21 protein-coding genes are annotated in these 20,141 nt (G+C 63.8%); 4 read left to right on the plus strand and 17 right to left on the minus strand.

The features are described from left to right. From urtE to P353_RS21200, 17 genes are all read right to left on the minus strand, one after another. Nucleotides 1–693, minus strand: coding sequence for an urea ABC transporter ATP-binding subunit UrtE (gene urtE / locus P353_RS21120; protein ID WP_034373974.1), 693 nt, complete (start codon nucleotides 691–693; stop codon nucleotides 1–3). A 203-nt stretch (nucleotides 694–896) separates the two neighbouring features. Beyond that, entirely contained in the window at nucleotides 897–1,772 is an 876-nt protein-coding gene (gene urtD, locus P353_RS21125) for an urea ABC transporter ATP-binding protein UrtD (protein WP_034373976.1), read from the minus strand. Beyond that, the gene (gene urtC / locus P353_RS21130) at nucleotides 1,769–2,977 is read right to left on the minus strand and encodes an urea ABC transporter permease subunit UrtC (RefSeq protein ID WP_034373979.1); all 1,209 of its coding nucleotides are present in this window, start codon (nucleotides 2,975–2,977) and stop codon (nucleotides 1,769–1,771) included. The genes urtD and urtC overlap by 4 nt, the downstream gene beginning before the upstream one ends. A 165-nt stretch (nucleotides 2,978–3,142) precedes the next feature. Then, entirely contained in the window at nucleotides 3,143–4,756 is a 1,614-nt protein-coding gene (gene urtB / locus P353_RS21135) for an urea ABC transporter permease subunit UrtB (protein WP_052084957.1), read from the minus strand. A gap of 105 nt (nucleotides 4,757–4,861) precedes the next feature. After that, complete coding sequence (urtA, locus tag P353_RS21140; RefSeq protein WP_034373982.1) at nucleotides 4,862–6,130, minus strand: urea ABC transporter substrate-binding protein; 1,269 nt, start codon at nucleotides 6,128–6,130, stop codon at nucleotides 4,862–4,864. A 250-nt stretch (nucleotides 6,131–6,380) separates the two neighbouring features. Continuing rightward, on the minus strand, nucleotides 6,381–7,769 hold the full coding sequence (locus P353_RS21145) for an FAD-binding oxidoreductase (protein WP_034373985.1): 1,389 nt from the start codon (nucleotides 7,767–7,769) through the stop codon (nucleotides 6,381–6,383). A gap of 90 nt (nucleotides 7,770–7,859) precedes the next feature. Further along, nucleotides 7,860–8,765, minus strand: a complete 906-nt coding sequence (locus P353_RS21150) for an ABC transporter permease (protein WP_080750628.1) — start codon at nucleotides 8,763–8,765, stop codon at nucleotides 7,860–7,862. Continuing rightward, the gene (locus P353_RS21155) at nucleotides 8,762–9,574 is read right to left on the minus strand and encodes an ABC transporter ATP-binding protein (RefSeq protein WP_034374249.1); all 813 of its coding nucleotides are present in this window, start codon (nucleotides 9,572–9,574) and stop codon (nucleotides 8,762–8,764) included. The genes P353_RS21150 and P353_RS21155 overlap by 4 nt, the downstream gene beginning before the upstream one ends. A gap of 34 nt (nucleotides 9,575–9,608) precedes the next feature. Next, the gene (locus P353_RS21160; RefSeq protein WP_034373988.1) at nucleotides 9,609–10,601 is read right to left on the minus strand and encodes an ABC transporter substrate-binding protein; all 993 of its coding nucleotides are present in this window, start codon (nucleotides 10,599–10,601) and stop codon (nucleotides 9,609–9,611) included. A 44-nt stretch (nucleotides 10,602–10,645) separates the two neighbouring features. After that, nucleotides 10,646–11,503 carry a creatininase family protein gene (locus P353_RS21165; protein WP_034373991.1) on the minus strand — a complete coding sequence of 286 codons (858 nt, stop codon included), beginning with the start codon at nucleotides 11,501–11,503 and terminating at the stop codon, nucleotides 10,646–10,648. A gap of 28 nt (nucleotides 11,504–11,531) precedes the next feature. Then, nucleotides 11,532–11,993, minus strand: coding sequence for a RidA family protein (locus tag P353_RS21170; protein ID WP_034373994.1), 462 nt, complete (start codon nucleotides 11,991–11,993; stop codon nucleotides 11,532–11,534). After that, a complete protein-coding gene (locus P353_RS21175) occupies nucleotides 11,990–13,285 on the minus strand; it encodes an amidohydrolase family protein (protein ID WP_034373997.1) in 1,296 nt (431 codons plus the stop codon). Before P353_RS21175 ends, P353_RS21170 begins: the two co-directional genes overlap by 4 nt. Before the next feature lie 11 nt (nucleotides 13,286–13,296). Beyond that, nucleotides 13,297–13,884 carry an NAD(P)H-dependent oxidoreductase gene (locus P353_RS21180; RefSeq protein WP_034373999.1) on the minus strand — a complete coding sequence of 196 codons (588 nt, stop codon included), beginning with the start codon at nucleotides 13,882–13,884 and terminating at the stop codon, nucleotides 13,297–13,299. A 9-nt stretch (nucleotides 13,885–13,893) separates the two neighbouring features. Then, nucleotides 13,894–14,196 carry a 2Fe-2S iron-sulfur cluster-binding protein gene (locus P353_RS21185; protein WP_034374001.1) on the minus strand — a complete coding sequence of 101 codons (303 nt, stop codon included), beginning with the start codon at nucleotides 14,194–14,196 and terminating at the stop codon, nucleotides 13,894–13,896. A gap of 118 nt (nucleotides 14,197–14,314) precedes the next feature. Further along, nucleotides 14,315–14,944, minus strand: coding sequence for a TetR family transcriptional regulator C-terminal domain-containing protein (locus P353_RS21190; RefSeq protein WP_034374004.1), 630 nt, complete (start codon nucleotides 14,942–14,944; stop codon nucleotides 14,315–14,317). Nucleotides 14,945–14,991: 47 nt separating this feature from the next. Then, nucleotides 14,992–15,723 carry a DUF4198 domain-containing protein gene (locus tag P353_RS21195; protein ID WP_034374007.1) on the minus strand — a complete coding sequence of 244 codons (732 nt, stop codon included), beginning with the start codon at nucleotides 15,721–15,723 and terminating at the stop codon, nucleotides 14,992–14,994. 15 nt (nucleotides 15,724–15,738) lie between these two features. Continuing rightward, nucleotides 15,739–17,661, minus strand: coding sequence for a TonB-dependent receptor (locus tag P353_RS21200; protein ID WP_232776751.1), 1,923 nt, complete (start codon nucleotides 17,659–17,661; stop codon nucleotides 15,739–15,741). A 437-nt stretch (nucleotides 17,662–18,098) separates the two neighbouring features. Between P353_RS21200 and P353_RS21205 the strand changes: the two genes are divergently transcribed. The 4 genes from P353_RS21205 to P353_RS21220 all read left to right on the plus strand — a co-directional run bounded on the left by P353_RS21205 (nucleotide 18,099) and on the right by P353_RS21220 (nucleotide 20,138). After that, nucleotides 18,099–18,401 carry an urease subunit gamma gene (locus P353_RS21205; protein WP_003068240.1) on the plus strand — a complete coding sequence of 101 codons (303 nt, stop codon included), beginning with the start codon at nucleotides 18,099–18,101 and terminating at the stop codon, nucleotides 18,399–18,401. A gap of 64 nt (nucleotides 18,402–18,465) precedes the next feature. Further along, nucleotides 18,466–19,083 (plus strand): HupE/UreJ family protein, encoded by a 618-nt coding sequence (locus P353_RS21210; RefSeq protein WP_034374013.1) that lies wholly within the window; start codon nucleotides 18,466–18,468, stop codon nucleotides 19,081–19,083. A gap of 53 nt (nucleotides 19,084–19,136) precedes the next feature. Then, nucleotides 19,137–19,460 (plus strand): urease subunit beta, encoded by a 324-nt coding sequence (locus P353_RS21215; protein ID WP_034374016.1) that lies wholly within the window; start codon nucleotides 19,137–19,139, stop codon nucleotides 19,458–19,460. Between the two features lie 6 nt (nucleotides 19,461–19,466). Further along, nucleotides 19,467–20,138 (plus strand): LysE family transporter, encoded by a 672-nt coding sequence (locus P353_RS21220; protein WP_034374019.1) that lies wholly within the window; start codon nucleotides 19,467–19,469, stop codon nucleotides 20,136–20,138. Nucleotides 20,139–20,141: the final 3 nt, after the last annotated feature.

Below are 20,141 nucleotides of genomic sequence, written 5' to 3' on the forward strand. Positions count from 1 at the left end.
TCAGATAGCCACCAGCGAGCGCACGTTTTTTTCCTGCATCTCGCTGCCCGGGCCCGATGCAATCACCTCGCCGCGCTCCATCACCACATAGTGGTCGGCCAGCTCCTCGGCAAAGTCGTAGTACTGCTCGCACAGCAAGATGGCCATGTCGCCGCGATTGGCCAGCATGCGGATCACGCGGCCGATGTCCTTGATGATGCTGGGCTGTATGCCCTCGGTGGGCTCGTCGAGGATCAGGATCTTGGGCTGCGGCGCCAGCGCGCGCGCAATGGCCAGCTGCTGCTGCTGCCCGCCCGAGAGATCGCCGCCACGGCGGTGCAGCATCTGCTTAAGCACTGGGAACAGCTCGTACAGTTCGCCCGGAATCCGGGTGCCTGCCGAGCAATAGGACAGGCCCATGCGCAGATTGTCTTCCACCGACAGCCGCGAGAAGATTTCCCGCCCCTGGGGCACATAGCCGATGCCGCTGCGCGCACGCTCGTACGGCGTCCTGCGCGCGATATCGCGGCCCTGCCATTCAATGCCGCCGCTTCTGATCGGCACCAGCCCCATCAGGCTCTTGAGCAAGGTGGTCTTGCCCACGCCGTTGCGGCCCAGCAGCACCGTGACCTTGCCGATCTCGGCCGTGAAATTCACGTCCCGCAGGATGTGCGAGCCGCCGTAATACTGATGCAGGTTCTGAACTTTAAGCATTTTTGACCTCTAACGCTTACACAGCAGGCGCAAGCAGCTATCTTTTTTCAATAGCCTGCTTCGATAAACATGGCGCACAAAACCGGCGCGGCCCATCGGCGGACGCCGAGCAAGGGCCGCCCCGCAGCGACGGTGTCGTCCCCCTCCCGCGAAGCGAGAGAGGGGGAAGGCGCGGGGCCGCCCAGGCAAAGTGCCTCAGGGGGTTACCTCCCAAGGTACACCTCGATCACGCGCTCGTCGGCCTGCACCTGGGCCAGCGTTCCCTCGGCCAGCACCGAGCCATCGCAAAGCACCGTGACCTTCTCGCTGATGGTGTCGATAAAGCTCATGTCGTGCTCGACCACCATCAGCGAATGCTTGCCCTTGAGCGTCAGAAACAGCTCGGCTGTGCGCACGGTTTCCTCGTCGGTCATGCCGGCCACGGGCTCGTCGAGCAGCAGCAGTCTGGGCTCCTGCACCAGCAGCATGCCGATCTCCAGCCACTGCTTCTGGCCGTGACTGAGCAGGCCCGCCTGGCGCGTGACGCTGGCCGCCAGATGAATGGTGTGCAACACCTCGGCAATGCGGTCCTTCTGCGCGCCGCTGAGCTTGAACAGCATGGAGGAGGCAATGCCCTTGTGGGTCTTGAGCGCCAGCTCCAGGTTCTCGAACACGCTGAGCTGCTCGAACACCGTGGGCTTCTGGAACTTGCGGCCTATGCCCATGGCGGCGATCTCGGGCTCCTTGTAGCGCAGCAGGTCGATGGTCGAGCCGAAGAACACCGTGCCGCTGTCGGGCCGGGTCTTGCCGGTGATGATGTCCATCATCGTGGTCTTGCCAGCGCCATTGGGTCCGATGATGCAGCGCAGCTCGCCGGGCGCGATATCGAGACTCAGACCGTTGATGGCCTTGAAGCCGTCGAAGCTCACATGCACGTCCTCGAGATAGAGGATGCGGCCGTGGGTCACATCCACTTCGCCGGCAATCACGGGGCGCGCCAGACTGGCGTTGCGTCCGCCGGATTCGGTGCGCAGCGCGGCTTCGCGCTGCTGGTAGGAGGTCAGGCGCTGCTCGCCTTCCTGCATCAGATCGGGGGTCATGCGCGCACTCCTTCGAGGGCATCGGCAGAAGCCGGATCGGCAGCTGTTTTGACACCTGTGGCTGCAGCCTGATTCAACGGCACCCGGACCTGGGCTTTGCGCTTCTCACGCCACTGGCGAAGCTGCTGCGGCAGCCGAATCAGTCCTCCCGGCATGAACAGCGTCACGACGATGAACAGCGCTCCCAGCACGTACAGCCAGTACTCGGGTGCAGCCACGGTGAGCCAGCTCTTGCCGCCATTGACGGCAAACGCGCCGATGATGGGGCCGACCAGCGAGGCACGTCCGCCCACGGCCGTCCACACCGCCATTTCGATGGAATTGCCCACGCTCATCTCGCTGGGGTTGATGATGCCCACCTGGGGCACATACAGCGCGCCTGCCAGGCCGCACATCATGGCCGAGATGACCCAGATCGACAGCTTGTAGGGCAGCGGGTTGTAGCCGCAGAACATGGTGCGCGACTCGGCATCGCGCACGGCCTGCAGCACGCGGCCATACTTGCTTCGTATCAGCCAGCGCGAGAACAGAAAGCAGCCCAGCAACGCCAGCCCCGACAGCGCGAACAGCAGCACATGCATGGCCTGCGAATTGACCGAATAGCCGAGCAAGGTCCTGAAGCCCGTGAACCCGTTGTTGCCGCCAAAGCCGGTCTCGTTGCGGAAGAACAGCAGCATGGCGGCGTAGGTCAGGGCCTGGGTGATGATGGAGAAATACACGCCCTTGATGCGCGAGCGAAAGGCGAAGTAGCCGAACAGCCCGCCGATCAGGCCCGGCACCAGCAACACCAGCAGCACGGTGGCGGCAAAGCTGCCCGACAGCGCCCAATGCCAGGGCAGCTCCTTCCAGTCCAGAAAACCCATGAAGGCTGGCAAGGCGTCGGGGCCTGCGGCCTCGCGCATCAGATACATGCCCATCACATAGCCGCCCAGTGCGAAGAACAGGCCGTGACCCAGACTCAGGATGCCGGTATAGCCCCAGATCAGATCAATGGCCAGTGCGCAGATGGCATAGCACATGAACTTGCCCAGCAGGCCGAGCATGTAGTCGGACAGGTGCAGCGCACTGTCCTCGGGCACCCACAGATTGAGTGCGGGAGCCACGGCGCAGACCAGGATCAGCGCGATGAGAAACACCGTCCAGCCCTTGGCGGATAGCAGCGGCGCGGGCTTGGGCAGTTCGATGGGTATGGATTGGGTTGTCATGTCAGTTTTCCCTCATGTGGAGCAAGGCACATGGCCTGCGCAACTGGCGCGGCCCAGGTACGAGACACCGAGCAAGGGCCGCCCCGCAGCGAGGGTGTCGTCCCCTGCCCGCAGCGCGCAGCAATGCGAGAGCGGGGGAAGGCGCGAAGCGACTCAGGGGGTGTTTCATGTTTCCGCACTGCGGCCCTTCAAGGCAAAGATGCCTTGCGGACGCTTTTGAATAAAGACCACGATGAACAGCAGCACGGCGATCTTGGCCAGCACGGCCCCGGTCCAGCCTTCCAGCAGCTTGCTGAGCACGCCCAGACCCAGAGCCGCATAGACGGTGCCCGCCAGTTGTCCCACACCGCCCAGCACCACCACCAGGAAACTGTCCACGATGTAGTTCTGCCCCAGGTCAGGGCCCACATTGCCGATCTGGCTCAGGGCGCAGCCGGCAAGACCGGCGATACCGGAGCCCAGCGCAAACGCATAGGTGTCGGTGCGTGCCGTATTGACCCCTACACAGGAAGCCATGGCGCGGTTTTGCGTCACACCGCGCACGAACAGGCCCAGCCGCGTTCTGGCGATCATGAAGGCCACGCCCGCCAGCACGGCGAATGCAAAGACGATGATGGCGATGCGGTTGTAGGGCAGCGTGAGATTGGGCAGCAGCGCAATGCCTCCGCTCATCCAGACGGGGTTTTCCACGCCCACGTTCTGCGCTCCGAAAATGCTGCGCACGGTTTGCTGCAGCACCAGGCTGATGCCGAAGGTGGCCAGCAGGGTCTCCAGCGGACGGCCGTAGAGAAAGCGGATCACGCCGCGCTCCAGCACCGCGCCCACCAGCGCCGAGGCAAGAAAGGCCACGGGAACGGCCACCACCAGATACCAGCCAAACCAGGCCTCGGGCAGCCAGCGCTGGAATGCGACCTGCACCAGATAGGTGGCATAGGCACCGATCATGATCAGCTCGCCATGCGCCATATTGATGACACCCATCAAGCCGTAGGTGATCGCCAGACCCAGCGCCGCCAGCAACAGCACGGAGCCCAGGCTGATGCCGCTGAAAATCGCCCCCAGCCTGTCGCCCCAGGCCAGGCCTTCGGCAATGCCGGCCAGCGCGGCCTTGATGGCTTTTTGCACGCCGGGGTCGGACTCTTCGGAAAGACGCTGGTTCAACAGCAGCTGCGTCTCCGGCGTCTGCTGGCGCGACAGCTGCTCCACCGCCTTCAGACGCTGCTGCACGTCGTCGCTGCCCAGCAAGCTGGCAGCCAGACTGCGCTCCAGCAGGGCTCTGACCTGTCCGTCCTGTTCAGTGGCCAGTGCTTTTTCGATCAGGGGAAGCTGCCCTGCATCAGGCTCGGAGGCCAGCTGCTCGGCCGCCTTGCGGCGCTCCTGCACATCGCCGCTGCCCAGCGCCAGCGCGGCCTGGGCCGTGTCGATGACGGAGCGCAGATAGTTGTTGCTGACGACCTCCTCGGCATCGGCCGGGAGCTTGACGGCTTCGCCGGTCGCCGCATCGCTGACTGCATCGCCGCTGACCACATAGGCCCGGCCCTGGGACACGCGCACCTCGTCGTCGGACAGCGCCTTGAGATAGGCCGAGAGGCGACCGCCGTCGCTCTGCGCATCGGGTGCCAGCACGGCCTGATTGATGGCCAGCACGCGTTGCTCGGAGTCGTCTGCCGCCGCCATGGCATAAGCCTGCTCGGTCGTCAGCGCGTGACTGGCAAAGCTCAGCAAGGAGCCCAGCCCGGCGGCCAATGCCAGCCTCCATGACTTGCGCAGTATGTTCATAGAAATTTCAGAGTTTTAGCGCTTCAACCCTTGTCAATAAAGCGCAACAAGCTATCTTTTCAGGACTGGAAAGCCCACCAGACCTCTCCAGCCCGAGGGAGCGAATCAGGAGCTCTTGCCGTTGGGCTCGTCCTTCTTCTTGTCGTTACCTTCGATATACGGGCTCCAGGGCTGGGCCTTGACCGGACCCTTGGTCTTCCAGACCACGCTGAACTGGCCGTCGGCCTTGATCTCGCCAACCATCACAGGCTTGTGCAGATGGTGATTCTTCTCATCCATCTTCAGCGTGAAGCCGCTGGGTGCAGCAAAGGTCTGGCCGGCCATGGCGGCAATCACCTTGTCGGTATCCGTGCTCTTGGCTTTCTCCACGGCCTGCTTCCACATGTGGATGCCGACCCAGGTTGCTTCCATCGGGTCGTTGGTCAGCGGCTTGTCCTTGTGGCCGGCGATGTTCTTGGCCTTGGCGTAATCGCCCCATTGCTTGATGAAGGCCGTGTTGGTCGGGTTCTTCACGCTCATGAAGTAGTTCCATGCCGCCAGGTGGCCGACCAGAGGCTTGGTGTCCACGCCGCGCAGCTCTTCCTCACCCACGCTGAAGGCCACGACCGGTACATCCTTGGCCTTGAGGCCGGCATTGCCCAGCTCCTTGTAGAAGGGCACGTTGGAGTCACCGTTGATGGTGGAGATCACGGCGGTCTTGCCACCGGTGGAGAACTTCTTCACATCGGCCACGATGGTCTGGTAGTCGCTGTGGCCGAAGGGGGTGTAGGTTTCCATGATGTCGGAATCCTTGACGCCCTTGGACTTGAGGAAGGCACGCAGAATCTTGTTGGTGGTGCGTGGGTACACATAGTCCGTGCCCAGCAGCACAAAGCGCTTGGCACCGCCGCCTTCCTTGCTCATCAGGTATTCGACAGCGGGAATCGCCTGCTGGTTGGGCGCTGCACCGGTGTAGAAGACGTTCTTGGAGAGTTCCTCGCCCTCGTACTGCACGGGGTAGAACAGCAGGCCGTTGTTTTGCTCGAACACCGGCAGCACGGACTTGCGCGACACACTGGTCCAGCAGCCGAAGACCACGGCCACCTTGTCCTGGGTGATCAGCTGCTTGGCCTTTTCGGCAAACAGCGGCCAGTTGGAGGCAGGATCCACCACCACGGGCTCCAGCTTCTTGCCCATCACGCCGCCCTTGGCATTGATGTCGTCGATGGCCATCAGCACCGTGTCCTTGAGCACGGTCTCGGAGATGGCCATGGTGCCCGAGAGACTGTGCAACACGCCCACCTTGATGGTGTCTGCAGCCAGCACCTGAGAAGTCAAACCCAGGCCCAGAGCCATGGATGCAGCCAGTGTTGTGAGGGTTCCGCGACGATTCATTTCAGCACTCCCAGGAGGTTTTGTTCGGTCACATTGACCGCAGAACCTGAAGTGCAATTACCGTGCCAGCCCCCCCGCGCCACGGCCTGAAAGCTGCCGGAATCGGCGCCGCTGCCTCTTTTGGGTCAGATGCGGCCCGAACGCGTCTTCCTGCGCTCAGCAACGGCCGTCGGCAAGCACCATTGCAGTGCCCCATGCACCAGATGCAGACCGCACCGGGCCCCAGGCACTATTGAAGTGCATGACCGCCTCAGTCGGCCCGAATGCAGGCCGGCAGCGCCGCGCTGCGCAGCTTTCCGGGATTGAGCAGATTCAGGGGATCGAGATCGGCCTTGGTCTGCAACAGCGCAGGATCGAGCTGGTTGTTGGCCTTGCCGTCTTCCACCACGTAGACATGCGGATTGTTGATCTGCACGCCATGCTTGCGATAGATGTCCATGATCGCGTTGAGCCGCTCAGCGGAGCTGAAGCGCACCAGCTCCAGCCCGCTGCAGTTGAACTGTCCCTCCTTGGTGCGCAGAAACTCCAGATGGAACAGGACCTCGTCACCGAGCTCGCTGCGCAAGGCCTTGAGCTGCTCGCCAAACCTTGCGGGGCTGTAGCCGGTCTGCAGATAGGTCAGCTCCCGGTCCAGCTTCAGCGCATGCAAGGTCGTATGGTTCCAGCAATACTCGATCAGCGATTTGTAGCCCGCAGCCGGCTGTGCAGACCAGCGCCCGCGCTCGCAGTAGCTGAGGGTGCCTCCCTGACGCTCCAGCAATAACTGCATGGCCTCCTCGGCTTCGGGTGCCACCAGCGCAATGACCGCGTGGCAGCCCGGGGGCAGATGCTCGGCCAGACTGGTGAAATAGGCCGGCACCGGAGCCGCCATCAGGCTCAGCTCCTTCTTGCGGATGCCAGGAGCATTGCCCAGCTGCTGCGCAAAGCCCAGCGCCTCGTCAAAACCCGTGAACGTGGCAATGCATTCCGTCCAGTTCGTAGCATCTGCCAGCGCCACTTCGAGCTCGAGCACGATGCCGGTCGTGCCATAGGTATGGTGCAGACGCATGGCGTCGGCACCGCGCAGTTCCAGAATGCGGGGCTCGGCCTCCACCGTCATCACGCGCGCAGCCAGCACATTGCCCGCAGAGGCGAGCGGCCCGTAGGTGATGGAGCCGGCGCCGCCGAAGCCTCCGCCGAACAGTCCGCCCAGGGTGGCGCTGCGATAGGTGGACGGCAGCCAGCGCAGCTCCTGCCCCTGCTCGCGCGCCAGCTGATCGAAGTCCGCCAGACGTATGCCGGCCTGTGCCCGGCCCACACTGCCGCGCACCCAGCACAGGCTGTTGTAGCCGCTCAGATCCAGGATCAGGCCCCCGTGCAGCGGCGTGCTCTGGCCGTAATTGCCGGTGCCGCTGCCGCGCAGCGTGATGGGAACGCCCCGACGCGCGCAATGGGCCACAACCTGGGCAATCTCGGCCTCGGTGCGCGGGCGCACGGCAATGTCGCCGCGCTTGCCGTGCAGGGCCTGCTTCAGAACCGGACTGAACCAGGAAAAATCCTGGGACAGGCGCGACACTTTCAGGGAGTCGGTGATCCAGTCCAGCGCAGGCAAGGCGCTGGCCAGCTGGCTGCTGTTCTCGGCAATCGGATTGGTGTTCATGGTCGTGTCGCAAAAATGCAAGGCATGAGTCGGCCCATATGCCGCGCAGTGCAGGCATGACGGGAGCAGAAATGAAGAAAGGGGGCAGCGCTAGTCGCTACCGGATTCGCTGGCATGCCAGCCGCCCAGCGCCCGGCGTGTGCACCAGGCCATGAGCACGAACAGCGCCACGCCGGTCAGCGAAATCAGCAGCAGCGCAGCGAACATGCGCGGGATGTTGAGCTGAAAGCCCGCTTGCAGGATCTGGTAGGCAAGACCCGCCCCCTGCCCGCCGGTTCCGGCCACGAACTCGGCCACCACGGCACCTATCAACGCCAGGCCGCTGGAGATGCGCAGCCCTCCGAAGAAATAGGGCAAGGCACTGGGAATGCGCAAGCGCATCAGCACCTGCAGGCGCGTGGCCCGGTTGAGCTTGAAGTAGGCCAGCAGATCCGGCTCCACACTGCGCAGGCCCAGCGTGGTGTTGCTGATGATGGGAAACAGCGCCACCAGCGCCGCACAGATCACCATGGACAGCACCGGGTCCTTGACCCAGATGATGATCAGCGGAGCCACGGCCACGATAGGCGTCACCTGCAGCAGCACGGCATAGGGAAACAAGGCCGTCTCGATCAGCTTGCTCTGCACGAATACAAAGCTGATCAGCACGCCCGCCACGGTGGCCAGGGCAAAGGCCAGCAAGGTGATCTTGACGGTGACCCACAGGGACAGACCGAGTGCCGCCCAGTCCGTCATCAGGGTCTGCAGCATCAGCAGCGGCGAAGGCACCAGATAAGGCGGCAACTCCAGCCCCGTCACCAGAGCCTGCCAGACCAGCAGCAACACAAGGCCCACCAGCGCCGGCAAAAGCACACGCTGCACCTTGGGCTGCAGCAGCCAGGGGGTGGCCGCCTTGCCGGACTTGACGGCAGCCACCGCACGCGCGCCGGTCGCGGCAGACCTGCTGTCGGCGGCCCTGGCCGCATCATCGGGAATGGAAGCGGACAAGGCGCTCATGACAGACTCTCCTCCACAATGGCACTGGCGCGCAGCAGGCTCGATTGCAACTGCTGCGCATGGCGGGCGAACTCGGGGCCGAGCATGAAATCGGCAGGCCGCGGATAGGGGGCATCGATGCGAAACTCCTCCACCACCCGTCCCGGTCTGGCCGCCATCATCACCACCCTGCTGGACAGAAAGACGGCTTCGTGGATGGAGTGGGTGACAAAGATCACCGTCAGCTTCTTCTTGCTCCAAAGCTCCAGCAACTCCGCGTCCAGCTTGTGACGCGTGATCTCGTCGAGCGCGCCGAAGGGCTCATCCATCAGCAGCAGATCTGGCTCGGTCACCAGGCCGCGGGCAATCGAGACGCGCATCTGCATGCCTCCGGACAATTCGCGCGGCAGGGCTTTGGCAAAGCGTGCCAGGCCCACCAGTTGCAGTGCCTCTGTGACGCGCGCATCGGCCTCGGCGCGCGGCACGCCAGCCAGATCCAGCGGCAGCCGCACATTGGTATGCACGCTGGACCAGGGCATGAGCGTGGGCTGCTGAAAGACAAACGCCATCTTCTTGCCGCCAGCATGCAGCTGCGGCACCGGCTTGCGCCAAAGCAGCAGTCTGCCGTCGCTGGGATCGAGCAGACCCGCAACCATCTTGAGCAAGGTGCTCTTGCCGCAGCCCGAGGGGCCGAGCAAGGTCACGAACTCACCCTCTTCGATGCGCAGATCGACGGGCAGCAACGCCTGCGTTCCGCCGGGATAGGTTTTCTCTGCAGACAACACCTCCACTGCGGGAATTGCTGCTGCGGGAATTTCAGAGCCGCTCATAGTCGCCTTTCGCTGACGCTGCCAGCCCATGCCATCAGGGCAGGACCTTGATGTTTTGAATCAGGCTCAGGTTGTAGGCATCTGCCTGCTTGACCTTGGCCGGATCGATCAGCTTGGCGCTGACCAGGAAGTCGTAGCTGGCCTTGACCCGCGCATCGGTCATCACGCCAATGCCCAGCTTGGCGGCATCTCCGCCGGAGACCATATTCATTTCCTTGAGCTTGCCCACGCTGTAGGCCAGCTGTTCGTCGGTCATGTTGGGGTTGTCTTTCTTGATCAGGGCATTGGCCGGCGCGGGATCGGCAAGATAGCTCCTCCAGCCTTCCATGGAGGCGGTGACAAAGGCCTGCACCGCCTTGCTGCGCTCCTTGACCGTCTTGTCCATGCAGGAGATGGTGGTGGCATAGGCCGGGAAGCCCTGATCGCTGAACATCAGCGTATTCGCCTTGACGCCGGCCTTCTGAATCGCAAAGGGCTCGGAAGTCAGATAGCCTTGCTGGGCCGAATTTTTGTCCACCAGGAACGGCTGGATATTGAAGGTATAGGGCCGGGTCTGGGAGTCGGTGAAACCATATTTAGCCTTGAGCCAGGGCCAGTAGCCGCGCTGCGCGGAGGCGGCGATCAGAATGGTCTTTCCCTTGAGGTCCTCGAACCGCTTCACGTCCTCGTGAGCGATCAGCACCTGTGGATCTTTCTGGAACACTGCTGCCACCGTGGTCACGGGAACGCCGCCCTCGCGCATCTGCACCATCTGCAGATCGCTGGAGCCCATGACACAGTCGGCCTGACCGGCGGCCATCATCTGCGTGATATTGACCTGGGGACCGCCCATCTTGATGCTGACATCGAGGCCGTGCTTTTTGTACAGCCCCGTGGCCACGGCCTGGTAGAAGCCGCCATGCTCGGCCTGGGCATACCAGTTGGTCATGTAGACGAATTTTTCCTCGGCATGGCCGAGGCCGCTCAGACCGCAGGCCAGCATGGCCGCGCAGGTCAGGGGTTTGAGGAATTTGGCAGTCTTCATCATGGCGGTTCTCCGAAGGTTTGAAACAGGCAAGGCGTGGAAAGGCGTCAGGCCAGGGCAGGCTCCACATGCCCCTGATGCTGGGCTCGGCCCCAGGTGGCTTCGTCGCGGCTGGCCCATTGCAGCTCATGCAGCTCGGCAATGGCGGCGGCCCAGCTGCGGGCCAGGGATTGCAGGATCTCCTGCCCCTGCTCCGCGGTTGCGGGGGTCGGGTCTCCTATGACTCCGCTGGGCCCGAAATCCCTGGCAGTCCAGGCGCAGGCGGGACGGCCGTCGGGCGACAGTAGGCTGGAGGGGAACACGGGTGGGTAGTTGATGACGGCCCGCTCCATGTGCACGGTCTGCGGTGCCAGCGCCAGCATCAGCGCGGTCTCGGCATGACCTGCATGCATGGCCAGCTTTTTCTCGAGGTTCGACAGGTACTGGCCTGCGACATGCGGCACGCGCCAGGTAAAGCTCGGCACCACGATGAAGTCGCCATGGCGCAGGCGCAGCTCGCGCGCCGCGATCTCCAGCACCTGTGGCTGGCCGCCGTGGCCGTTGACGAACAGCAGCTTGCGAAAGCCTGCGCGATATACCGACTCGCCGATTTCATTGATCGTGGCCAGCAGGGTTTCGCCGCTCAAGGTCACCGTGCCTGGAAAGTGCAGATGCTCCTCCGACTTGCCATAAACGATGGGGGCCATGGCGAATGCAGGCACGGCAGGGGGCAGCTGCGCCATGGCGGCGCCAACCACGCCTGCCGCAATCGTTGCGTCCACCGAGCAAGGCAGATGCGGTCCATGCTGCTCCATGGCGCCCACAGGCAGCACGATCACGGTATTGGCCTTGTCTGGCAGGGCCGCAACCTCGGTCCAGCTCAGATAGGGCAGAAAGCGGTCGGCAGGGGTGTATCCGTGCAGCATGGGTTCTCCGGGGTGAGTGATGAATGGGTCAACGCAAGGGCAGATAGGCCGTGGCCTCCACCTCGATCAGAATGTCCGGCGTGGGCAACATGCCCGTCACCTCGACCACCGTGGAAGCCGGTGATTCGGCAGGAAAAAACAGCTTGCGTACACGGCTGTATTGCGGGAACTGGTCCAGATTGCGGAAGTACTGCACCAGCTTGAAGACATCCGACATCTGGCCGCCGGCGGCCTCCACCGTCTGGCGAATGCGGTCCAGCACCCACCAGCTCTGTGCCAGGATCGGGCCCTCCTTGATGTCGGTGCTGAATTCACCGGTACGCCCGATCAGCGCCGCCGCTTCAGCAGGAATGTCGGCATAGCCACGCACGATGCGATTGGCACCCGGGTCAACGGCGATCACGCCCGACAGGAACACCAGATCGCCCGCCCGCCGCCAGGCCGCATAGCGTGCCAGGGGCTGGGCAATGCCTGTGGTATCTGTACTCATGCAACGCTCCGTTCAATGCAGGGTGTGAACCAGGCAGCCAGCGGCTCTCCGTTGCTGACGCGCCCCTCGCGCATCACCACACGGCGGTGGCTACGGGATGGAAAGCCGCTGACGCTGGACTGAGGAAGGATCACCAGATCGGCTGTCGCGCCTGGCTGCAGCGGCAGGCGGCCGACACCGTGACCCAGCCAATCGCGGCGACAGACGCTGTCGCTCCACTCGTCAAAGGCCGAAGTCAGCTGCGCGGCCGCCACTGCGGTACTCAGCGCCTCCAGCGGATCGAAACTGCCCAGCGGGCAGAAAGGGTCCTGCACGTTGTCGCTGGAGATCATCAGCGGTATGCCGCGCGCCCTTGCCTCCTTGACCAGCGTCAGACCTCGCTGCCGCGGCGTGACACCGGTTTGCGCGTCCTGCAGCAGCAGGTTCGTCACCGGCAAGCTGACCATGGTGATGGGAGTGCTGACCACCGCATCCAGCGTGCGCAGCGCCTGCTCCAGCGGTTGTGCCGCCAGCGCGCAGGTATGGCCGCAGACCACACGGCCTTCGAAACGCAGTTCCTTGAGCAGCGCGGCCGTGGTGGCTAGCCCCTGGGCTGCGGGGTTGAGTTCCTCATCCACATGCAGGTCCACGTCCAGGCCGTGCTGCTGCGCGGCCTCAAGCAGATTGCGCAAGGCCTGCGGGCTCCAGTTGGTGGAATGGACAAAGCCGCCGAGTAAGGCCCCCGCGCCACTGAGCGCCACCTGCTTGGCCAGACGCATCGCCACACCGCGTTCCTCATACAGATGCAGGGGAATCAGGCTGACGCGCTCGAGCAGCACACGCCCCGCCCATTCCTGCGCCAGCTCGCGCAGCACTTCCCAGGCCACGGGCACCGAGTCCGGCTCCCACCAGTCGCAATGGCTGCGTGCATGCGAAACACCGGCTTCATAGGCCCATTGCAGGCCCTGACTCGCACGGTGGCGCACATCGGCTGCCGTCCAGTTCTGCTTGTCCACCATCATCGCCTCTATCGCTGCCAGCAGGCCCGGCTTCACCGGTCCCATGCGCTCCAGCGTGAACGCCTTGTCCAGATGCAGATGCGCGTCCACCATGGTCGGCAGCACCAGCGCTCCTTGCAGATCCCAGACCTGGGAGCTGAAGCTGCGCGGCAGTCCCGGGGCTTCGGCGGCTATGGCCGCAATGCGCCCGTTGGCGATTTCCAGGCGCGACAGCGGCATCTCGCTGCGCTGCCCCAGGGCCGCGAGCAACCAGTGCGGCAGCCGTGCATTGCAGAGTGTCAGATGTGAGGACATGGAGAGCTCTCCTAGGCAAAGCGGCGCATGGCCCGGCCGACATGGGCCTTGAAGGACTGCAGCCGAGATGGCGTTGCCACGTTCATGTGGTAGCAGGCGTGATAGTCGATACGCGCCTTGCCGCCCGTGAGGATGCGCAGATAGCGCGTGATGCATTTGCGCGGTGGATCCCCCATGAACAGCGCGGTCCAGCGCGGGCGCCCGTAAGTCACTACCGCCGCAATGCGCTTGAGATGGGTCAGCGCCGGTTTGACGTTCTGCGGATCGCTGATGTCGAAGGCCACACCGGGCATCAGCACGCGATCGAAGAACCCCTTGAGCATGGCCGGCAAACCAAAGCACCAGGTCGGAAAGCAGAAGACCACCGCCTCGGCCCACAGCAGGCGATCCACATAGCGCTGCACCGGCAGCCGGTTCTGCGGCACCTCGTGATAGCCCAGGCGTTCCTCGCGGGACATCACGGGATTGAACCCTTCCGCATACAGGTCGCAGTCATCGACCTCATGCCCGGCGCCGCGCAACTGCTGTACCACCTCGGCATGCAATGCGGCCTGATAGCTGGTTTCCACAGGATGGGAAAAGATCACAAGCACTCGCATGTCGGCCCTTCAAAGATCCAGGCTCAGAGCTGCGCCGCGATTGCGTGCGCAGCACAAAGCCACATGCGTGCTGCGCTCCTCATCGGTCAGGCAGCGGTCATGGTGCTCGGGATCACCGGCCGTCCAGCGAGTGACGCAAGTTCCGCAAATGCCTTGCTCGCACACCGTCTCTATGGCCACACCGGCCAGTTGCAGCACATCGGTGATGCGCTCTCCGGGCTCCACCGGCAAGCGCAATCCCTGACGCAGCAATACCAGCTCAAAGCCTTGTTCTACGGGCGTTTCCAGAGTATCCGGGGCAATGTTCTGCATGATTGACCATCCGATTTGATCGACTGGTCAAATCTAAGCAAACGGTGTGCCAAAACACGCCAGGGAGAGCTACCCGCCTGCCGCCCGGCCACCTGCACCAGGCTTGCGCAGAGCATCTTCAAATTGGTGCCAGACCACAGCTCAACAGCACGGAAGTGGTGAGCTCCCGGGCGATATGCTCGCGATCCAGCGGCTGGTCGTCGGCGCACTCCAACATGACCCTGGCCTGCACCGCATAGTCCGCATAGTGCTGGGTCATGCCCCAGATCTGCATCAGCAGCACGCGCGCATCGAGGCTGCGCATGCGGCCCTGCGCGATCCAGGCGTTGATCAGATTCACCTTCTGCGCCGTGGAGCTCAGCGCGACAGGCCAGTATTGATGCAGACGCAAGCCACCACCCAGCACCTCGTTGGTGAAGATGCGCGACAGGGCCGGATTGTCCAGCGCATAGTCCAGCTTGCGCCGCACATAGTTGCCGATGATCTGCGCCGGATCGTCCAGTGCAGGATCGAACGCAAATGCCGCCGACCAGGCCTCCAGCAGCGCATAGAGCAGTTCGTCATACAAGGCCTGTTTGCTCTCGATGTAGTAATGCAGCTGGGGCTTGGTCAGGCCCGCTCTTTCCGCGATCGCCTGCGTGGATGCGCCCTTGAAACCATGGCTGCTGAACTCCGCAATCGCAGCCTCGCGGATGGCTTGCAGAATCTGCTCTCGGGAGCGGCGGGCAACAGGCGTGGAATCGGTCATGGCAGCAGGCTGTGAAACGGATCTTGAACTGACGGAACGCGGCTTCATCAATGCACGGCAAAGCGCAGCAGATACTCGTAGCTGTTCTCGGTTGTCATGGGATCGCCCTGCACCGGCTGGCGCAGTATGGCCTGCAGCGTATTGCTGCCGACAGCCGGCGTCATGGTCGCCTGCCCTTGCGCGTCCGTCACCGTGGGAGAGCCGCTCTCTCCCCAGGACAGCCTGACGCCGGGCTGCGGCTTGCCATGCAGCAACACCTGCAGCTTGAGCGGCTGCCCGGCATGGGGAGACTGTCCCTGAAGCGGCACCACCTCGAACATCTGGCCCAGCGGCTTTTGCGTGACAGCGCCCCACTGCACCACGGTCTTGTGGAACTTGCGCGCATGCACGCCGCGCACCGCACCGGGGTTCTGGTCCATGGGCAAAGGCAACATGGCGCCCTCGGCACCCGTACTGCTGAAGTAGCCGTTATCGAGCTCCACCGCGATCAGGGCAGCCCTGGCATCGGGCCTGATGCGGATGCCGCCCTGCACATTCTGTACGGCGCTGGGCACTTCACGGCCGCGCAGGTCGTAGGCATGCACACGCTGCAGCTTGGCCGGGTCGAAGGCTTCTGTCCTGCCTTCATGACCGCCAAACTGCATGACATAGCCGCCCTGCGCGTCGGGCTCCAGCCAGACGTTATGGGCAGAAGCCGGATGCGCGCAGAGCAGCCAGGCAGCGGCCGTGGTGCACAGAATGCGCGCGATGATGTGGTGACGTGTCCTGCAAACAGACATGGAGGCTCCGAAAAATCATAAGGAAAACTGCAGGCCCAGCTGCACGCTGCGCGGCGCGCCGGGCGCGACCAGACGCTGGCCGGCAATCATGGTGGTGGTACTGGCATAGCGGGTGTTGGCGGCATTGCGCAGCCACAGGCTCAGGCGGGCGTTGCGCGCGATGTTGGCGGGCAGACGGTATTGCAGGCCCAGATCCAGCCAGCGATAGCTGCCTGCCCATTCGGTATTGCCGGTGTTGATGGGCGCGCGGCCCACATGGCGCAGCAATCCATGCACGGAGACATCGCTGCGCGGCATCCAGCGCGCATGCAAGGTGCTGGTGTACTCGGGCACGGCCACCACGCGCCGGCCCAGCAGTGCGGCGTTCGCGTTCTGCGTGACTTCGGAGCGATTGTGGCCATAGGCCCATTCCACATGCCAGTGACGGCTGGGCAGCCAGTGCAGTTGCAGCTCGACGCCCTTGCGCACGGTCGCTCCCAGGTTTTCATACTCGCCGGGGGCCGTGTTGCGTATTTCATGGCTGGAGCCGATGCGGTAGAGCGAGGCATCGATCAGCCAATGGGCCGATGGCTTCCACTCCACACCCAGCTCGCTCTGGCGAAAGATATTGGCATGCAGATCGCTGTTGCGCAGCGCGTATTTGGCAAAGTCGCTGGGCAGCGCAAAGCCTTGCGACCAGCTGGCCCGCACGGCTGTCCTGGCATTGAGCTGCACCAGTGCCCCCAGCTTGGGGCTGGCATGGCTGCGGCCCTGCATGCGATTGCATTCATCGCCACCGGCCTCCGCCCCCAGCAGACGGCAGCGGCCGTCAAAGTGGTCCCAGCGCAGGGCCGCCGTGGTCTGCAACCAGGCCGTTGGCTGCCAGCCAGCCTGGCCGTAGATCGCCGTGTTGTCGAGCCGCGTATTGCGATCATTCAATGCAGGACCTGTGCGCCGGCGGTCGAGCAATCCATCCCAGTAGCCATAGTCGGTGGACTCACGCACCTGCTCCAGACCAAGCATCCAGTTCAGCTCGCGCGCCGCCAGGCGGGACTTGCCGCCGACATTCAGCCCCGCTCCCAGCACGCTGCGGTCATAGCGCTCCTCGCGCTGCATCCAGGTGGCGCTGCGCGGGCGGGTGAACCAGCGCACAAAATCCTGCTGCGTGCCGTAGACAAAGCCCAGCAGCCGGGTATCGGCATCCAGTGCGTACTGCGCATCCAGACGCAGCGTGCCAAAGTGCTTGTCGGCACCATCGCCCACCACACGGCTGTCCTTGCCCTGAGGATTCTCTCGCCATTGCGCTTCGGTCAGGTAGCCGGGCGAGTCGCCACGCGCCTCGTGCCAGCGGCCGGACAGCGAGATATCGAGCTTTTCATGCACATGGTGCTTCCAGGTACCGCTGATGGTGCTGCGCTCATGACGCGAGGCGGGCCGCGCTCCGTCACCGCGCGAATGCTGGGCCGCCAGATTGAGCTGATCGCCCCCCTCCAGCCCGCGCCCGAGAGCGGCCTGTGCATCGAACATGCCGTGCGAACCGGCACTGACATCCAGCTCCGTATAACTGCCGCTGCGCCGCGTGCGCAGCTCCAGCAATCCGGCGCGGTTGTAATTGCCCTGCAGCACCGACACGGGACCGCGATAGACATTGAGCTGATCCAGCTCCAGCGGCACCACCACATTGAGATCGAAATAGCCATCGGCATGCGACATGGCTTCGTTGAGCGGGATCCCGTCCAGTGTGGCCGCCACATCGCCGCCATGGCCTCCGCCGCCAAAGCCGCGCAACACCAGCGCATTGGCCACACCGCTGAGCTGGTAGTGATTGACATGCATGCCGGGCACCAGACTCCACAGCGACTCCACTTCCTGTCTGGGCTGCTCGCGAATCTCGTCGCGCCTGAACTCGGTGACGGAAAACGCGCGTTGCGCCTCATCCAGTGCCTGTCCCTTGACCATGGCGCTCACCTGCACCTCGGGCAATGTCTTGTCACCGTCCTGACCCGCCCTCGCCCACACCGCGCCCGTACAAAGGGCCGCACACCCACAGGTCAACAAACCCTGTCTTGCGGCAGCCCGCAAAAGCGGCATGCCTTTCCTGTTCAACAGTCCTTGATACATGCACCAGAAAAGCAAGGTCCGTGCCACACACTGCACCGCCATAGCCCCGCAATGCACCAAGAAGTGTCCGCCGCGGCATCCCCGGAACACGATGGTGCATATATTCAATTCTTATGCACCAACAAAGTGCCGAGTCACAACAACCCAGGCTTCATCCACCTGCAACAAGGGCTTGCCATTGGCATAGCACTTGCTACATAAAAGAGCATGAAAACCCACATTACGCGCTCTGCCGGTGCCACCGGCTGCGCGAGCTGACTGAGGGATTGAAGACGATGGAACTGACACCGCGCGAAAAAGACAAGCTGCTGATCTTCACTGCTGCCCTGCTGGCCGAGCGGCGCATGGCCCGCGGCCTCAAGCTCAACTACCCCGAGGCCGTGGCGCTGATCAGCGCCTTTGTGATGGAGGGTGCACGCGATGGCAGGACCGTGGCCCAGCTGATGAGCGAAGGCCGCAGCGTGCTGACCCGCGCCGATGTGATGGAGGGCATCCCCGAGATGATTCCCGACATCCAGATCGAGGCCACCTTCCCCGATGGCACCAAGCTGGTCACCGTGCACGAGCCCATCGCCTGAAGCAGCATCCAGAAACTTCAAGCCTTTTAGCCATCAACCCCTTACCCATCAAGCGCAGACAGCAATGAAATTCAATAAGCTCCTTGCCACCACAGCCGCTGCGGCGGCTGCACTGCCCCTGTCCGCCCTCGCCCATATGGGCGCCGATGCAGGCGGTCATCACCACTTTCTCGACAGCCTGGGTCATGCCTTTGCCCACCCGTTTACCGGTGCAGACCATCTGGCCGCCATGCTGGCTGTGGGCGCCTGGAGCGCGCTGACCATGCCCGACCTGCGCACGGCCTGGCGTGCACCTGCGGCCTTTGTGGCCCTGCTGGTGGCAGGCGCCGTGGCCGGCTTTGCCGGCCTGTGGGTGCCGGGCGTGGAGCCCATGATTGCCGCATCCGTGCTGGTGCTGGGCCTGCTGGTGCTGGTTCAGCAAAAAATGCCCTGGGGCGTCGCCGCCGCACTGGCTGCAGTGTTTGCCTTCTTCCACGGCGCAGCGCACGGCTTTGAGCTGGCCGGAGACAGCGGCCTGGCTGCCGTCGGCGCACTCGTGGGCATTGCGCTGGGCTCGGCCTCACTGCATATCGCCGGCATGGTGCTCGGTCATGCCCTCATGCAGCGCCACCAATGGACGGCTAGGTTCGGCGGTGCGGCTACCGCCGCGCTCGGCGCTTTCATGCTGACGAAACTGGCGTGAATGAAACACCCCGGCACAGCGCAGCACAGGGCCTTTGCGCAAGGAGACGATAGATGATCCCCGGTGAACTGATTCTTGACGAGGGCAGCCATGCACTCAACCCCGGCCGCAGCACGCTCACGCTGGTAGTGAAGAATGCCAGCGACCGGCCGATTCAGGTTGGCTCGCACTACCACTTCGCCGAAACCAATGCGGCCCTGGATTTCGACCGCGCTGCCGCCCACGGCATGCGCCTGAATATTGCCAGCGGCATGGCCGTGCGCTTTGAGCCGGGCCAGCAGCGCACGGTGGAGCTGGTCGAGATCGGCGGCGAGCGCCAGATCTTTGGCTTTCGCGGCCTGGTCCAGGGTGCATTGCCCTCAGCTGCCAGGGACTGACCGGCCATGCTGATGCTGTTTGCTTCTGCTTTTGTGCTGGGCCTGGTGTTCAATGCTGCGCCCGGCGCGGTGTTTGCAGAAACCGTGCGCCAAGGTGTGCGCGGCGGCTATCGCCCTGCGCTGGCGGTGCAGCTGGGCTCCCTCGTGGGCGACGCGAGCTGGGCCTTGCTGGGCCTGGCCGGCATTGGCCTGGTCATGCAGATCGATGCCCTGCGCTGGCCGATTGGCCTGGCAGGCACCGCCTACCTGCTCTGGCTGTCCTGGGACAGCTGGCAGGCCGCGCGTGCCGAGCACCGGCTCGATGCCTCGGCCAGCGCAGCCGCCACGCAGAAACAGGCCCTGCGCCGCGGCATGGCGCTGTCGCTGAGCAACCCGCAGAACCTTGCCTACTGGGCCGCCATGGGCAGCGCCCTGGGGGCGGTGGGAGTGAGCCAGCCCGGCGCCAGCGACTACGGGCTGTTCTTCGCGGGATTCATGACTTCATCCCTGCTCTGGTGCTTTGTCTGCGCAGCCTTGGTGGATCGGCTTTTCCGCCGCGCTGCCGCGCACTGGAGCCGCTTCACCTACCGCTGCTGCGCCGCACTGCTACTGGCCCTGGCACTGGGCACCTTGCGCGACCTGCTCGCCACAAACCCCGCCGTCCTGCCACCGGCAGCCCAGCAGCAGTCTCTGCGCTGAATA

Origin of the sequence: Comamonas testosteroni, assembly GCF_000761245.1 — a bacterium.
In the GTDB taxonomy this organism is placed as follows: domain Bacteria; phylum Pseudomonadota; class Gammaproteobacteria; order Burkholderiales; family Burkholderiaceae_C; genus Comamonas; species Comamonas testosteroni_C.

Coding starts and splice junctions, on each gene's coding strand:
- P353_RS21200 (WP_232776751.1), bottom strand. CDS start 17,661: ATGGTCAAGGGACAGGCACTGGATGAGGCGCAACGCGCGTTTTCCGTC.
- P353_RS21175 (WP_034373997.1), bottom strand. CDS start 13,285: ATGTCCTCACATCTGACACTCTGCAATGCACGGCTGCCGCACTGGTTG.
- P353_RS21195 (WP_034374007.1), bottom strand. CDS start 15,723: ATGTCTGTTTGCAGGACACGTCACCACATCATCGCGCGCATTCTGTGC.
- urtA (WP_034373982.1), bottom strand. CDS start 6,130: ATGAATCGTCGCGGAACCCTCACAACACTGGCTGCATCCATGGCTCTG.
- P353_RS21215 (WP_034374016.1), top strand. CDS start 19,137: ATGATCCCCGGTGAACTGATTCTTGACGAGGGCAGCCATGCACTCAAC.
- P353_RS21220 (WP_034374019.1), top strand. CDS start 19,467: ATGCTGATGCTGTTTGCTTCTGCTTTTGTGCTGGGCCTGGTGTTCAAT.
- P353_RS21180 (WP_034373999.1), bottom strand. CDS start 13,884: ATGCGAGTGCTTGTGATCTTTTCCCATCCTGTGGAAACCAGCTATCAG.
- urtB (WP_052084957.1), bottom strand. CDS start 4,756: ATGAACATACTGCGCAAGTCATGGAGGCTGGCATTGGCCGCCGGGCTG.
- P353_RS21165 (WP_034373991.1), bottom strand. CDS start 11,503: ATGCTGCACGGATACACCCCTGCCGACCGCTTTCTGCCCTATCTGAGC.
- P353_RS21160 (WP_034373988.1), bottom strand. CDS start 10,601: ATGATGAAGACTGCCAAATTCCTCAAACCCCTGACCTGCGCGGCCATG.
- P353_RS21205 (WP_003068240.1), top strand. CDS start 18,099: ATGGAACTGACACCGCGCGAAAAAGACAAGCTGCTGATCTTCACTGCT.
- P353_RS21150 (WP_080750628.1), bottom strand. CDS start 8,765: ATGAGCGCCTTGTCCGCTTCCATTCCCGATGATGCGGCCAGGGCCGCC.
- P353_RS21155 (WP_034374249.1), bottom strand. CDS start 9,574: ATGAGCGGCTCTGAAATTCCCGCAGCAGCAATTCCCGCAGTGGAGGTG.
- P353_RS21185 (WP_034374001.1), bottom strand. CDS start 14,196: ATGCAGAACATTGCCCCGGATACTCTGGAAACGCCCGTAGAACAAGGC.
- P353_RS21170 (WP_034373994.1), bottom strand. CDS start 11,993: ATGAGTACAGATACCACAGGCATTGCCCAGCCCCTGGCACGCTATGCG.
- urtD (WP_034373976.1), bottom strand. CDS start 1,772: ATGACCCCCGATCTGATGCAGGAAGGCGAGCAGCGCCTGACCTCCTAC.
- urtC (WP_034373979.1), bottom strand. CDS start 2,977: ATGACAACCCAATCCATACCCATCGAACTGCCCAAGCCCGCGCCGCTG.
- P353_RS21210 (WP_034374013.1), top strand. CDS start 18,466: ATGAAATTCAATAAGCTCCTTGCCACCACAGCCGCTGCGGCGGCTGCA.
- urtE (WP_034373974.1), bottom strand. CDS start 693: ATGCTTAAAGTTCAGAACCTGCATCAGTATTACGGCGGCTCGCACATC.
- P353_RS21190 (WP_034374004.1), bottom strand. CDS start 14,944: ATGACCGATTCCACGCCTGTTGCCCGCCGCTCCCGAGAGCAGATTCTG.
- P353_RS21145 (WP_034373985.1), bottom strand. CDS start 7,769: ATGAACACCAATCCGATTGCCGAGAACAGCAGCCAGCTGGCCAGCGCC.